This window comes from Pseudomonas sp. Au-Pse12 (assembly GCF_021341665.1).
In the GTDB taxonomy this organism is placed as follows: Bacteria; Pseudomonadota; Gammaproteobacteria; order Pseudomonadales; family Pseudomonadaceae; genus Aquipseudomonas.
Window position 1 is genome coordinate 17504 of sequence record NZ_JAJTTH010000018.1, and the last position, 14296, is coordinate 31799.

8 protein-coding genes are annotated in these 14296 nt (G+C 65.5%); all 8 read right to left on the minus strand.

Annotated elements, in window-relative coordinates; all coding sequences use genetic code 11:
* Positions 1–12: 12 nt before the first annotated feature.
* The 8 genes from LXM55_RS30715 to LXM55_RS30750 all read right to left on the minus strand — a co-directional run bounded on the left by LXM55_RS30715 (position 13) and on the right by LXM55_RS30750 (position 14099).
* A complete protein-coding gene (locus tag LXM55_RS30715; RefSeq protein WP_233323866.1) occupies positions 13–474 on the minus strand; it encodes an aminoacyl-tRNA deacylase in 462 nt (153 codons plus the stop codon).
* A gap of 108 nt (positions 475–582) precedes the next feature.
* Positions 583–1530, minus strand: a complete 948-nt coding sequence (locus tag LXM55_RS30720; protein WP_233323867.1) for a sulfotransferase family protein — start codon at positions 1528–1530, stop codon at positions 583–585.
* A complete protein-coding gene (locus tag LXM55_RS30725; RefSeq protein WP_233323891.1) occupies positions 1518–2306 on the minus strand; it encodes an aspartyl/asparaginyl beta-hydroxylase domain-containing protein in 789 nt (262 codons plus the stop codon). Before LXM55_RS30725 ends, LXM55_RS30720 begins: the two co-directional genes overlap by 13 nt.
* A complete protein-coding gene (cysC, locus tag LXM55_RS30730; RefSeq protein WP_233323868.1) occupies positions 2303–2908 on the minus strand; it encodes an adenylyl-sulfate kinase in 606 nt (201 codons plus the stop codon). Before cysC ends, LXM55_RS30725 begins: the two co-directional genes overlap by 4 nt.
* Positions 2892–4406, minus strand: coding sequence for a TolC family protein (locus LXM55_RS30735; RefSeq protein ID WP_233323869.1), 1515 nt, complete (start codon positions 4404–4406; stop codon positions 2892–2894). The genes cysC and LXM55_RS30735 overlap by 17 nt, the downstream gene beginning before the upstream one ends.
* Before the next feature lie 74 nt (positions 4407–4480).
* Entirely contained in the window at positions 4481–11440 is a 6960-nt protein-coding gene (locus LXM55_RS30740) for an Ig-like domain-containing protein (RefSeq protein WP_233323870.1), read from the minus strand.
* A gap of 69 nt (positions 11441–11509) precedes the next feature.
* Complete coding sequence (locus LXM55_RS30745; protein ID WP_233323871.1) at positions 11510–12343, minus strand: sulfotransferase family protein; 834 nt, start codon at positions 12341–12343, stop codon at positions 11510–11512.
* Positions 12344–12518: 175 nt separating this feature from the next.
* Positions 12519–14099 carry a glycosyltransferase family 39 protein gene (locus tag LXM55_RS30750; protein ID WP_233323872.1) on the minus strand — a complete coding sequence of 527 codons (1581 nt, stop codon included), beginning with the start codon at positions 14097–14099 and terminating at the stop codon, positions 12519–12521.
* Positions 14100–14296 lie beyond the last annotated feature (197 nt).

Below are 14296 nucleotides of genomic sequence, written 5' to 3' on the forward strand. Positions count from 1 at the left end.
TCGGGCTCCTGGTCAGTGCGAGACTTCGCAAACCTCGGCGTGGGGTACCAGCTTCAGGTACTGGGCCATGCTCATGTGCACCAAGTTGTGGTGGTTGCCGGCTTCCAGGTAGATGTCTTTCTGCCGGGTCAGCAGCGGGTCGATCACCACGTCCAGCCCATAGGACTCGCCCAGCGCCGGCACCGCGCCACGCTCGCAATCGCTGAACAGATGGGCCAGGGTGCTTTCCCGGGTGACCTGCCATTCACCACTGCCGCGCACCTTGCTCAGGTCCAGGTGACGGCTGGCCGGCAACACCGCCATCAGGTAGTGGCCGTGGTGATCGTCGAGGATCACCGACTTGGCCACCCGCTCCGCCGGCACCCCCGCCACCCGCGCCGTTTCCAGGCTGCTGGCGGAATGGGGATGGGTCACCAGATCAAACTCGCAAGCGGCCTGTTCCAGGCTGCGCTGCACGGTTCTTGCCATACGCATGATGCACCTCGGTGCCCCGCGAACGGGGACAGGACTGTGACTCCTGATGCAAGTCTAGGCCGCGCATCGCCTGGCGTCGGACAAACTTCCCAACGGTGCGTGAACGCCTCAACCACCCTGCAGGCGGCGACGTTCCAGACGTTCATAGGGCCCCCGCGCCCAGCGCTGCACCTGCTCGACCAGGGCCGGCGTGGCCGCCTGCCGCTTGTCCGCGACATCATCCTGAAACGCCTGGTCCGGTTGCTTGGCATGGCGCTGGGTACAGGCGAATGCGGCGCGGCGCTGGGCCGCCGTGAGGGCGAAAAAATCCCCCAGCCAGCCGCCCATGGCCGCGGGCAGCTCCTGGTAGTTCACCAGCAGGCCATCGAACTCCCGGGCACCGTCCAGGCCCCGTTGCAGCAAACGGCCCAGGCGCCGGGCGATAAAACTCTCGCGGTCGGTGCAGGCGCCGGCGTCCAGCACACTGGGCCCGATCATCCCGGGCACCATGTGCATGCCCGGGCGACGCAGATGAGAGACGGCAATCTCCAGGGGATCGCGGTAGACGAACAGCCACGGCGTCGCGGGGAAGCACTGGCGCAGCAGCGCCAGCTCGCCGATGTTCCAGGCATCGAGCTTGATCACCAGGCGCGACTGCCCCGGGCAGCGGACCTGCCCGTAGGCACTGAGCAAACCCTGGATCGCCCGCAGGCGGATCTCCGGCGGCAGCTCGGCACGCAGCAGGGTGTCCAGCGGCGGCGGTTCGGACACCACGATATGGCTGTCGAGCTGCGCCAGCATCTGGCTGATCAGGGTCGAGCCGCATCGCGAGGCGTGGAACACCAACGCGCTGGGTGCCAGCCCGGGGCAGCGAGCGCGCCATTCATCCAGGGCCGCCAGGGGTGTTTCGCGACGCAGCGCCTGATTGAACGGCAGGCGCAGGGCCTGATCCACCGCATCGCGAAAGAACGGCTGATGCAGCGGCTGGGCGCCGAACCAGCACCAGTCCACCCGCCAGCCCGGGTCCGAACGCCGGATACCGATTGGCAGCCAGCCTTGCAGGTTCAGTGAGTCCATTGCCGTTGCCACTGGCGTCGCCCCCGGGCCATGGCCGAACGCACGTCGTCGGCAGCGAACGCCAGGCCGCGCTCGGCCGCCAGGGCCACACACAGTTCGACAAAGGCCTGCGGGTCGGTCTCGGCCTGCAAGCGTCGGCACAGCGAAGCGTCCTGCTCCACCCAGAGGCGCCAGCGCTCGAAGGCCGCCGCGGCCTGCCCGGCCCCCGGCGCCGGCGTGCTGGCCAATCCTTCCCGGATGGCCTGCTCCAACCAGACTCCGGGGCGGCAATCGAGCACCAGGTGGATGCGTTCGCAGCTGTCGCGGTTGATCACGCTGTGGGGCCGCGCCAGGTCCAGGAACCAGCACTCGCCGGCGGCCATGGGCATGCGTTGGCCATCCAGCATGAAATCCACTTCGGGGGGGCTGAGCAGGGGAATGTGCAGGCGCAGGTCGGCTTGTTCGCCCTGCAGGTCATGATCGCAATGTTCGAGAATGCGGCTGCCCGGCCCCAGGCGCAGCAAGCGTGCGCTCACCAGTTGCACCGGCAAGGCTTGCAGGGCCTGTTGCCAGCGCGGCTCGGCGTACCACGCCGAACGTTGCACCGGGGCCTGGCGACCGGGGGCCAGTTCATGGGCGTCGGCGGCGCTGATCAGCACCACACCGCTCCACTCGCCGTGGAAATAGTCACGATTGAAATGCTCGCGCCATTGCGCGGCCCGGATGCCGGCCAGGGCCTCGCGCAGTAGGGCCAGGTCCAATTGCACCGGCAACCGCGAATAGGCCGGGCGGCTCATGGCGCCGGCAGCACCCGGCACTCGCTGAGCCATGCCAGCAACTGCTCGAGGCACACGTCCACCGGTTGCCCTGCGGTGTCCAGCACCAGGGCCGCGGCCGGCGGTGGCTCATAGGGCGCCGAGACACCGGTAAAACCCGGCAGCTCGCCACGCCGGGCCCGGGCGTAGTGCCCCTTGGGATCGCGCTGCTCACACACCGCCAGCGGGGCGCTGCACCAGACCTCGTGATAGTCCGCCCCCAGGCGCCGGGCGAACAGCTCACGCAGCTCGATCAGCGGCGCGATCAAGGCCAGGATCACCACCTGCCCCTGCTCCACCAGCAAGGCCGCCAGCTCGCTGGCGCGGCGAATGTTTTCCTGGCGATCGACAGGGCCAAAGCCCAGGTCGCTGTTCAAGCCGCCGCGCAGCGCATCGCCATCCAGCACCAGGCTCTGCGCCCCACGGGCGAACAACTCGGCCTGCAGCGCCTGGGCCAGGGTCGACTTGCCCGAGGCCGGCAACCCGGTGAGGAGGATGGCGGCGCCGCGATGACCGTTGCGGCGCTCCCGTTGCTGGCGGCTGACGCTGGCGCGCGGCGCCAGCAGGTCACTGGGCCTTGGCACGGGCCACCGGCGCCGAGATATTGCCCGCCGACCAATCGGCCTCACGGCTGGCCAGGGCGCTGGCGATGGTCTGCACCTGGGTCGATTGCAACTGGTCGGGCAGCGGGTCCAGCCCGGCGCTGGCAAAGATCTGCCCATAGGCATTGCGCAAGTCCGCGTAGGACAGGTCGCGACGCAGATCGGCCTGCAGGGTGTTCAATTCGCCCTGGATCAGGTCGAGCTCGCCAATGCCCGCCGCCTGGTAGCGGTTGCGCAACTGGCCGACGATCTGCCCGTCGATCTGCGCCAACTGCTGGTTGGTCTGGAACTGACGCAGGGCATCGCGGTAGTTGGCGTTGGCCACATACAGCTGGGCCAGCACGGCAATCGACATGGCCTGGCGCCGCGCCGTGGCGACTTCCTCGCCGGCCTTGGCGACATCGATGGCCGCCGGCGCGGAAATCACGTTGAACAGGTTCCAGGTGACCTTGACCCCGTAGTCGGCCCACTTGTCGTTGACCAGGAACGAGTTGCTGTCGTAGTGGCCGCCGGCGGAGAACTCCAGGCCCGGCAGCAGGCGCAGCATGGCCTTGCGGGTTTCCGCGCTGCTGATGCGGCTCTGGTAGTCCTGCTCGCGCAATTCGGGGCGGCTGGCCAGGGCTTCCTGCTCCAGCCGGTTGATGTCCACCTTGAGTTCGGGAATCGGATACTCGTCGCTGGTGGCCAGGGTCAACTCGGTGCCCAGCGGCAGGTTGATCAGGGTCGCCAGCTCGGTCTTGGCCAGGGACAGGGCCCGGCGCTGCTCTTCCAGCTGACGGGTAGCCTCGATGAGCGCGCGCTGGTAGCCCAAGGCCTGGATCGGGTCGCCGATGCGCTGGTCGCTCATTTTTTCACTGTTGCCACGGGCCACTTCCACCCGCGCCATCAGGCTGTCGATCTGCTTGAGCAGGCGCTCCGCCGCCACCGCCCGCCAATAGGCCGAACGCACGTCCTGGACGATGGTGTTGATCACCTTGCGCCGCCGTTCCTGGACGATCAGGCGCTGGTCGCCCTGCTGCTTGGCGCTGATGTAGCTGACGCCGAAATCGAGAACGTTCCAGACCATGGTCAGGTCGGCGACGTTGCGGTCGCGATCCTGGGAGGTCGAAGGTTCCAGGGACTGGGTACCGGTCCGCACGCTCTGGCTACTGGAGGCACTGATGTTGTTGCGCCCGGCATAACCGGCCGAGAGCGCCATGCGCGGCAGCATGTCGAAACTGGCCAGGTCCAGCTGGCGCTTGGCCAGGGCCTCCTCCATGATTTTCAAGCGGCCTTCGAGGTTGTACTTCACCGCCCGGGCCATGGCCTGGTGCAGGGTCAGCGGGCCGTTGAGGGGCTCCTGGTCCTTGTACATGGTTTGCAGGTCATTCCTGGCCCGCTGCTCGCTGACACTTCGATCGATGGGCTGGCTGGTGACCGCACACCCACTTACCACCAGCGCCAGCAAGCTGACGCTGAACAGCTTTTGACTTCTTTTCATCCCTTGCCCCGCCCCTGTGTCCTGCTTGCTTTTTATAAGCGCCGGCCCGGGCCGGCGCTGACTTCAAATTGATCTCAGGCCGATATTTCGCTGATACCGACCTGTTCCAATGCCCAGGCTAGTTCATGCAGCTGTTTCTGCTCGGTGTCTTTGAGTTGTTGCAACTGCTGGCCCAGCGTGGGCGCGCCAAATACTCCGCGCAGGCCCTGGCTCGCGTCGCCCAAGCCTTTGCCGGAGGAGCGCTCGAACGCACCGTGGGCCGAGTTGTCGCTCGCTGCTTCGCGGCTGAACAGCCCGGACAAGGTGCTGCTGCCGAACACCCCACCGTCGCCGCCCCCGAAGCCGAGGAACCCGCTGCCATTGCCATCGCTGGCGTTTTCGTTGCTGAACACCTGTGCGATGAAGCTGGGAGCCAGCCCGCCATTGCGGATGAAGATGTTGCCCAGTGGCGGCAGGCCGCCGCCGGACTCCCGTTGCTCGAACAGCGGCGGGAAGCCGATGGGCGAACCCAGGTCGCCGCCGGGCGGGCCAAAGACAATGGGCTGCAGGGGCACATTCGGCTGGTCCTGGGGCCGCGCCGGCTCGGTCACGCGAAATTGCGGGTCGCCCGTCAGGGCTATGGTGTTGACCGCGTAGTTGTTGGAGTTGGCATAACCCGTGCCGGCATTGCCTGCCAGGTCGGTCACCAGGCTGGTGTCCAGGGTGATGAAGTTGCTTGGGTCGTTGAGGTTCGCCGTGGGCGTCAGGGTCGCGGTCCAGGTCTTGCCGCCGTCGCTGCTGGCCAGGTTGGACAGCACGCCATTGGCCACGCTCAGGTCCGACAGGTCGAAACCGCTGACTTTTTCGCTGAAGGTGAAGGTCACGGTGGTGGTCTGGCCGGCCGTGAGGCTGGGGTTGGCGACCACGATGGTGGCCGTCGGCCGATCGCCGTCGACCACATAGTTGTTGGAGATGCTGATCCCGGAGCCCGTGTTACCCGCCGCATCGCTGACCAGCGCGGTGTCGAGCACGATCAGGTTGGTCGGATCGGAGATCGCGGCGGTGGGCGTCAGGGTGGCGGTCCAGGTCTTGCCGCCGTCGCTGCTGGCCAGGTTGGACAGCACGCCGTTGGCCACGCTCAGGTCCGACAGGTCGAAGCCGCTGACCGCTTCGCTGAAGGTGATGGTCACCTGGGAAGTCTGGCCGATGCCCAGGTTGCTGTTGGCCACCACGATGGTCGCCGTCGGCCGCTGGGTATCGATGCTGTAGTTGTTGGAATTGGTAGTCCCGGCACCGGCATTGCCTGAAGCGTTCTGCACGCCGCTGTTGTCCAGGGTGATCAGGTTGCTGGCATCGCTGATATTGCTGGTCGGGGTGAAGGTGGCGGTCCAGGTGACTCCGCCATCGTTGCTGCTCACCGCACTCAGGGTGCCGTTTTCCACGCTCAAGTCGGCATTGCTGAAGCCGCTCACCGCCTCGCTGAAGGTGATGGTCACCAACGAGCTGGAGCCCACGTTCAAGGCCGGGTTCGCCACGATTATGGTCGCGGTCGGCCGCACGGTATCGATGCTGAAGTTGGCCGAGTTGGTCACGCCAGTGCCAGTGTTGCCCGCAAGGTCGGTATAGCCGGTGTTGTTCAGGCTAATGATGTTGGTGGTGTCGTGCAGGTTGGCGTTCGGCGTGAAGGTTGCGGTCCAGGTAACGCCCCCATCGCTGGAGCTCACCGCGCTCAAGGTGCCGTTGGGCACGCTCAGGTCGCTATTGTCGAAACCGCTGACCGCCTCGCTGAAGGTGATGGTCACCTGGGTGGTCTGGCCAATCGTCAGGCTTGGGCTGGCAACCACTATGCTCGCCGTCGGCCGCACGCTGTCGACCACGTAGGCATTGGAACTGGTGGTCCCCGTGCCAGCGTTGCCGGCCACGTCGGCAATGCCGCTGTTGTCCAGAACGATATGCCTGTTGCCCTGGGTGACTCCCGCTGCCGGAGTCAGGGTTGCGGTCCAGGTGATGTTGTCGCTGGTGGACAGGTTGCTCAGGGTACCGTTATCGGCGCTCAGATCAGCCAGGGTGAACCCCGTCACCGCTTCGCTAAAGGTGACGGTCACCTGGGAAGTCCCTCCCAGGTTCAGATGATCGTTGGCCACCACGATGGTCGCCGTCGGCCGCTGGGTATCGATGCTGTAGTTGTTGGAATTGGTAGTCCCGGCACCGGCATTGCCTGAAGCGTTCTGCACGCCGCTGTTGTCCAGGGTGATCAGGTTGCTGGCATCGCTGATACTGCTGGTCGGGGTGAAGGTGGCGGTCCAGGTGACTCCGCCATCGTTGCTGCTCACCGCACTCAGGGTGCCGTTTTCCACACTCAGGTCGGCATTGCTGAAGCCGCTCACCGCCTCGCTGAAGGTGATGGTCACCAACGAGCTGGAACCCACGTTCAAGGCCGGGTTCGCCACGATTATGGTCGCGGTCGGCCGCACGGTATCGATGCTGAAGTTGGCCGAGTTGGTCACGCCAGTGCCAGTGTTGCCCGCAAGGTCGGTATAGCCGGTGTTGTTCAGGCTAATGATGTTGGTGGTGTCGTGCAGGTTGGCGTTCGGCGTGAAGGTTGCGGTCCAGGTAACGCCCCCATCGCTGGAGCTCACCGCGCTCAAGGTGCCGTTGGGCACGCTCAGGTCGCTATTGTCGAAACCGCTGACCGCCTCGCTGAAGGTGATGGTCACCTGGGTGGTCTGGCCAATCGTCAGGCTTGGGCTGGCAACCACTATGCTCGCCGTCGGCCGCACGCTGTCGACCACGTAGGCATTGGAACTGGTGGTCCCCGAACCGGCGTTGCCGGCCACGTCGGTAACGCCGGTATTGTCCAGAACGATGTGGTTGTTGCCCTGGGTGATGCCCGCCGCCGGGGTCAGGGTGGCGGTCCAGGTGATGTTGTCGCTGGTGGACAGGTTGCTCAGCGTGCCGTTGTCGGTGGTCAGGTCGGCCAGGGAGAAGCCGCTGACCGCCTCGCTGAAGGTAATGGTCACCTGGGACGAGCCGCCGACACCCAGATGGTCGTTGACCACGACCACGGTGGCGGTCGGGCGCTGGGTGTCGATGCTGTAGTTGTTGGAGTCGGTGGTGCCACTGCCGACGTTACCCGAAGCCGCCGCCTGCACGCCGCTGTTGTCCAGGGTGATCAGGTTGGTGGCATCGGTGAGATTGCTGCTGGGGGTGAAGGTAGCGGTCCAGGTGATGCCGCCATCCATGGAGCTCACTGCGCTCAGGGTGCCGTTTTGCACCGTCAGGTCGGCGTTGCTGAAGCCGCTGACCGCCTGGTCGAAGGTGATGGTAACCAGGGCGGTATCGCCGATTTTCAGGTTCGGGGTCGCGATCACGATAGTCGCCGACGGGAGCACGGTGTCGACGCTGAAGTTGCTCGAGTTGGTGGTGCCCTGGCCGCCGTTGCCGGCCAGGTCGGCGATACCGGTGTTGGCCAGGGTGATGACGTTGGTCGCGCTGTGGGTATTGCCGTTCGGAGTGAAGGTGGCGGTCCAGGTAATGCCGCCGTCGCTGCTGCTCAAGCCGCTCAGGCTGCCGTGACCAGTGCTCAGATCGGCCAGGGTGAAACCGCTGACGGCTTCCGAGAAAGTGATGGTCACCAACGAGGTTTCACCCGCCGTCAGCGTCGAGTCGGCCAGCACGATGGTGGCGGTCGGGCGCTGGGTATCGATGGCGTAATTGTTCGAACTCGTGGTGCCAGTGCCGGTGTTGCCGGCCGTGTCGGTGTAGCCGGTGTTGTCCAGGGTGATCAGGTTGCTGGTGCTGGTGACGTTCGACGTCGGGGTGAACGTCGCGGTCCAGGTCACCCCGCCGTCATTGCTGCTGACCGCGCTCAAGGTGCCGTTGGAGAGGGTCAGGTCGGCATTGCTGAAACCGCTGACCGCCTCGCTGAAGGTGATGGTCACCAACGAGGAGGAACCCAGGTTCAGCGCCGGGTTCGCCACCACGATGGTCGCGGTCGGCCGTACGCCGTCGATGGCCACGTTGTTGGACGTGGTGGTACCGCTGCCGGTGTTGCCCGCCGCGTCCTGCACGCCGCTGTTGTCCAGGGTGATCACGTTGCTCGGGCTGACGATGCTCGCCGTCGGGGTGAAGGTGGCGATCCAGGTGACGCCGCCATCGCTAGAACTCACCGCGCTCAGGGTACCGTTGCTCACCGTCAGGTCGGCATTGGTAAAGCCGGTGACCGCCTCGTTGAAGGTAATGGTCACCTGGGAGGTCTGGCCGATGCCCAGGTTGGGGTTGGCGAACACGATACTGGCGGTGGGTCGCTGGGTGTCGACGCTGTAGCTGTTGGAGCTGGTGCTGCCGCTGCCGGCGTTGCCCGCCAGGTCCTGCACGCCGGCGTTGTTCAGGCTGATCACGTCGCCACTATGGCTGACCCCGGCGCTCGGCGTCAGGGTCGCGGTCCAGGTGATGCCGCCATCGCTGCTGCTCAGGCCGCTCAGGGTACCGTCGGCCACGGTCAGGTCAGCGGTGGTGAAGCCGGTCACGGCCTCGCTGAACGTGATGGTCACCAGGGACGTACCGCCAATATTCAGCGCCGGGTTGCTGACCACTATGCTCGCGGTCGGCCGCACGGTGTCCACCGCATAAGTGTTGGACAGGGTGACGCCGGTGCCCGCATTGGTGGCCGTATCGGTGTAACCGGTGTTGTCCAGGGTGATGACGTTACCGGCGCTGGTATTGCCGGCGCTCGGCGTCAGGGTCGCGGTCCAGTGGATATTGTCGGCGGTGGTCAGGTTGCTCAGGGTGCCATTGGACGCGCTCAGGTCGGCCAGGGTGAAACCGCTGACCGCTTCGCTGAAGGTGATGTTCACGGTCGAGGTGCCACCAAGATTCAGCGCGGGGCTGCCGACCACCACGGTAGCGGTCGGCCGCACAGTGTCGATGGCAAAACTGTTGGACGAGGTGGTGCCGCTGCCGACGGTTCCTGTCGACGCACTGGCGACCCCTGTGTTGTCCAGGACGATCTGGTTGCTGGCATTGCTGACCCCGGCGTTCGGGGTGAAGGTGGCGGTCCAGGTGGTGCCGCCGTCGCTGCTGGCGACCGCGCTCAGGGTGCCGTTGGACACCGTCAGGTCGGCGTTGGTGAAGCCGGTCACCGCCTGGTTGAAGGTGATGGTGACCTGCGATGTGCTGCCGATGTGCTGGCTGCTGTTGCTGACCACGATGGTCGCGGTCGGGGCCGGAGCATAAGCCGTATTCACGGTGCCACCATCGTTGTAGATATTGCCCACCGCCGCCGGGGTGAGACCCATGGAGCCACCGCCCGAGGCAGGGCCGCCAGAGCCGCTGCCGCCGGCATTACCGGTCATGGCGGCGAAGTTGGCGGCGGTCATCAGCAGGGTGCCCTTGTTCCAGATGGCACCCACGCCCTTGCCGCCCACGCCGCCCGGATCGGCGGAACCGCCCAGGCCACCGCCACCGCCGCCACCGCCGCCCGCCCCGATGTTGTTGGAGATCACCGAGGTGCCGACGACCGTCAGGGTGCCGGTACTGGCGTTGTAGATACCGCCCGCGGCCGAGGCACCGGCCCGGCCGGGCTTGTCCCAACCGGAACCACCGCCGCCGCCACCGATGGACAGACTGCCGTTGTTGGCCGTGCCACCCGCCCCGCCATTGCTGTAGTTGGCGGCGCCTAGACCACCGGCACCACCGGTGCTGCTTCCACCGCGGCCGCCCATGTAGGTGGGGGAATAGCCACCGCCATTGCCACCGTGGTTGACGCTACCGGCAGTACCGCCGTAGACCCCCGAACCGAATCCTGAGGAACCGCCATGGCCGCCGGTCCCGCCACCGATCGCACCACCACCGCCACCGCCACCGCCCACCGCACCGCCGACATAGGGTGCCGTGACCCCGCCGCCGCCACCGCCGCCGGAAGCCGCGTTGGCGGTCACGGTTACGTTTTTCAAGGTCAGGTTACCGGCGTTGAAGAGGCCACCGCCCATCGCGGCCAAGCCGTCGACGCCGGCATTGGCGCCATTGCCGGACACCAGGCCCTGGGTGATGACCAGGCCGTCCAGGGTCGCGGTGACCCCGGAATTGACCCTCATCACCTGGGTCTTGTACTGGCCGCTGAGGGTTACATCGGCGACCCCGTCGTTGTTCAAGTCGCCATCGACAGTGAGGTTCTTGGTGATGATCAACTGCGAGTTGAGGTTGACCGTCATCCCGGCATTGAAGGTGACGATGTCCCCGGAGACCGCATCGCTCAGGGCCTGGCGCAGGGAACCGACGCCACTGTCGCTATTGTTGCTCACCGTGATCGTGGCCAGGCCGTACTGATACCCGGCCATGGCATCAGCCGACAGCACGTTGCGGCTTTCGATACTGCCGGTGGCGATTTCCAGGGTCCAGTCACCGCCCAGGCCGGTGCGGTTGGTCGAGGCCGCGATATCGCGCCCGGTGTACTGCGCCAGGGAATCGACAAAGCTGACGCCCTTGTCGCCCGCGGCGGTGTTGCAGGCGTAGATCAGAATATCGCCGCCGACATTCATGTCATTGCCAATACGCGCCAGCACATCGGCCCGACCCGCGACGTTGTCAGCCGACAGATAGGTATTACCCAACCACAGGTCGCCGGAGTTGCCGTGGGCCACGATTTCCACGGTGCTCACGCCCCGGTGGGTATCCAGGTAATCGGCAATCTGCTGCAGGCCGTCCTTGCCGGCCTGCAATTCCACCACCTGGGTGCCTGGGGCAACGCCCTTGAGCAGGCTGTCGAAATCCTTGACCCGAGAGTCGATGAACACCACCGACTGGCCGGGGACCGCCGCGGGCACCGGGGTGGGCGCGGCATCCGATTGCGGGTGGGCCTCGGCGGGCGCGGTGGCGTGATCGGTGGCCGGCGCCTTCGCCGCGTCCGTCGTGGGATGGCTGGCCGGCTGCGCGGCCTCGGCCACCGTGGCGGCCACGGCGCCGTCGAACAACATGCGCGGTTCGAGGGGAATGATCAGCGGTGGAGTCAGGGTTGTCACACCTTGCGCACGGGCCTTCTGCTTGTTCCACCACATGTTTCACCTGCTCTCGAACGCTCTGGCGTTCAACGGTTGCTTGGGTTGTCAGAACTGAAAAAACCGCGATCAGCTCGCGGTCGGGGTCTTCATCCGAATGACGTTCGCGGCACTGGCCGAGCCATCGTTCCAGAACGACAGCTCCGCGTATTTTTCGAACAGGTCCGGCGGCAGGATGGTCCGCCGCGACTCCAGCGCCACCCTGGGTTTTACCCGGTGCAGGCCGGCCACGCCCAGGGCCTGGTCGAACGCCGGTGCGTCATAGACCAGATGCTCGAAGTCATGCTCGAACCAGGGCTCGCCGATAAAGTCGTAGACCAGCCGCAGCACCCGCTCGGGGGCCTGGGACAGCAGGTCGTAGTCCACCAGCAGCAGGGAGCCGGCCTGCTCGCCGTAATAGGCTTCCTTGAGGGCGGTCCAGGCAAAGCCCACCAGACGGTTGCGCTGGGCCAGCGTCTCGCAGCGGCTGTAGACGGTGTTGCGCTCCACTTCATCGTTGAACAGCTTGGTGTTCTCGAAGGGGTTGGCGCGGTACAGCCGCTCCAGGCTGTCCATGACCCAGGCCACATTGCGCACGCAGGCAATGACCTTGGACTGGGGAAACAGATCCATCAGGGCCGGCAGGCGCGCGGACCATTGGCGATTGGTGTCGAAGATCACCGACTGTTCGGACTTGTCGGCGTAATAGGATTCGAACAGGCCGCGCAACAGGCGGCGGCGCATCGCGGTGTCGATCACCGAGCCGAATTCGCTGCCGGCGCTGCACTGCTCCAGCACACTGGTGAACAGGGTGCCCACCGGGCTGCTCATGCCGGCGTGAAAACGTGGATTCTGCAGGAGGATGGCGGAGAGCAGGGTCGAGCCTGAACGCGGCAAACCTGAGATGAAATGGAAATTGTGCAATCCCTACACCCTCGACCTAAGTCCTTTTGTAGGACAAAGCGTAGCGTAAGAGAATATTTCCGACTAGTTGTATTTTGATATCAATGTCCGAGTTTTTAAGTCGGAAAACCCCTGCAAACACGACTCCAAACGCACTTATCCACAAGCCCGCCGCTCTAGCTCAAGGCTCCCGTTCTCAGCGTCCACTGCAAGAGGCATTACAGACCTCATATAAAACCGCCTGGGTATCGCCTCCCGCATGCTGGTCAATCTTGCGCCACGTACCGGGAATGGACGGAAATTCGTCGGGGTCCACCCGGCTCATCACCAGCCAGACCCGGCCATTGCCCGCAGGCAGATCCTCCAGGCGGTCGAGAAACACCACCGCGCCATCCTCGATCAAGGTGCCGAAACCGTAACGGTTGGGCCGGGTCGAGGCGCCGGCCGAGGTCGGCGGCGTATACAGCCGCGGGGCAATGCGGCTGCGGTCGTAGTACCCCCAGGTCAGGTACCAGAACATGTCGCCCAGCACCACCTGGTCACCGGGCCGGGAATGCTGGTTCATGTACTCGACCATGTTGTTGAACTGATCGTCGGCATCCACCGTGTAGTTGTTCTTCAAGCCCAGCCCCGACACCAGAAGCACCCCCAGCAACAGCATCGCCGCCAGGGTTTTATGGCGCTGCGCCAGCCAATCGACGGCCAGCGCCAGGCACAGGGGCAGCCCGAGTGCCGGCACCGTCAGGTAGCGTTCGATGAACACCGGGGAAATGAACGACACGGCAAATACCAGCAGCAAGGGCAAAACGCTGTAGATCACCAGCAGCGTGGCAAAGCGCGAACGGCTGCGGTCCTGCCAGAGCAGATACACCAGCACTGCCGCCAGCAGCCCCGGCAGGCTGATGAGCAGCCACCACGGCATGCCCTCAGCGTCATCCTGGGCCAGCAATTGCCAGATCATCGCGGGCAGCGAACGCAAGGTGACTGGCGGTTCCCAGCCGACATCGCCCGCGGCCTTCAACTCGTCCATGTGCAGCACCAGGTCGATCAGGCCCGGCAGCCAGGGCAGGAACAGCAGCACGATGGCCACGTTGGCCAGCCACCAGGGCCCCCGGCGCAGGTAATGCGGGCCGGCCTCGGGCCGGGCCAGCGCCAGATACAGCCAGTGTGCCAGCACACAGAACGCGGTGAAGTAGTGCGTGTAGAAACCGGCCGCCATCAGCAGCACATAGATCGCCAGGTAACGCGGGCGCTGCGGCGCGCGAACCCAGTAGGCCAGCGCCAGGGTCGCCCCCAGCAGCCACACGCCCAACAGCGAATACATGCGCACTTCCTGGCTGTAGCGCACCGCCGTGGGCAACAGCGCCAGCAGCAGGCAGGCCAGCAACGTGGCCCGCCGCCCGGCAAACAGCTGCATCAGCCAGGTGCCCAGAAACACCGAGATCACCCCAGGCACGGCACTGAGCAGGCGGATCGACAGGATCGAGTCGCCAAACAGGCCGACCCAGGCATGCAGCAGGAAGAAATACAGCGGCGGGTGGACATCGTAGGCGGCATGGGTCCAGATTCCCGCCAGCGGTAGCTGGGCCAGCAGCACGCTGGAGCCTTCGTCGCCCCAGATCGCCGCCGCCGTCAGCTCATAGCAACGCAGCGCCAGGGCCAGCAGCAGCAACGGCGCCAGCCAGGGCTCACGCAGCAGTTGTGCCAGTGGCTGCGAGCGCGCAACTGGCTGACGGTAAAGTTGCTTCGCTGCTTGTTCTGTACTCGGAACGCCCATCACCACCCTCTGGAAATCGACCGCCGCACCCGCTCGGGGGGCCATGACGCGCTGATTGTAGGTCAGAACCCCGGGCTCATGTCCGGGTCTTGTGCCGCCACAGGAAACATCCGTCGCCTACAGCATCTACGCTGTCAGTCGGTGCACGACAGGTCCGGGAACGCCAGACAGCGTCCCTGTACCGGGCAGTGCGCCTC

What these genes read in the sequence shown, in the direction of transcription:
- LXM55_RS30715 (WP_233323866.1), bottom strand. Translation starts at nt 474, where the DNA reads ATGCGTATGGCAAGAACCGTGCAGCGCAGCCTGGAACAGGCCGCTTGC.
- LXM55_RS30720 (WP_233323867.1), bottom strand. Translation starts at nt 1,530, where the DNA reads ATGGACTCACTGAACCTGCAAGGCTGGCTGCCAATCGGTATCCGGCGT.
- LXM55_RS30725 (WP_233323891.1), bottom strand. Translation starts at nt 2,306, where the DNA reads ATGAGCCGCCCGGCCTATTCGCGGTTGCCGGTGCAATTGGACCTGGCC.
- LXM55_RS30735 (WP_233323869.1), bottom strand. Translation starts at nt 4,406, where the DNA reads ATGAAAAGAAGTCAAAAGCTGTTCAGCGTCAGCTTGCTGGCGCTGGTG.
- LXM55_RS30740 (WP_233323870.1), bottom strand. Translation starts at nt 11,440, where the DNA reads ATGTGGTGGAACAAGCAGAAGGCCCGTGCGCAAGGTGTGACAACCCTG.
- LXM55_RS30750 (WP_233323872.1), bottom strand. Translation starts at nt 14,099, where the DNA reads ATGGGCGTTCCGAGTACAGAACAAGCAGCGAAGCAACTTTACCGTCAG.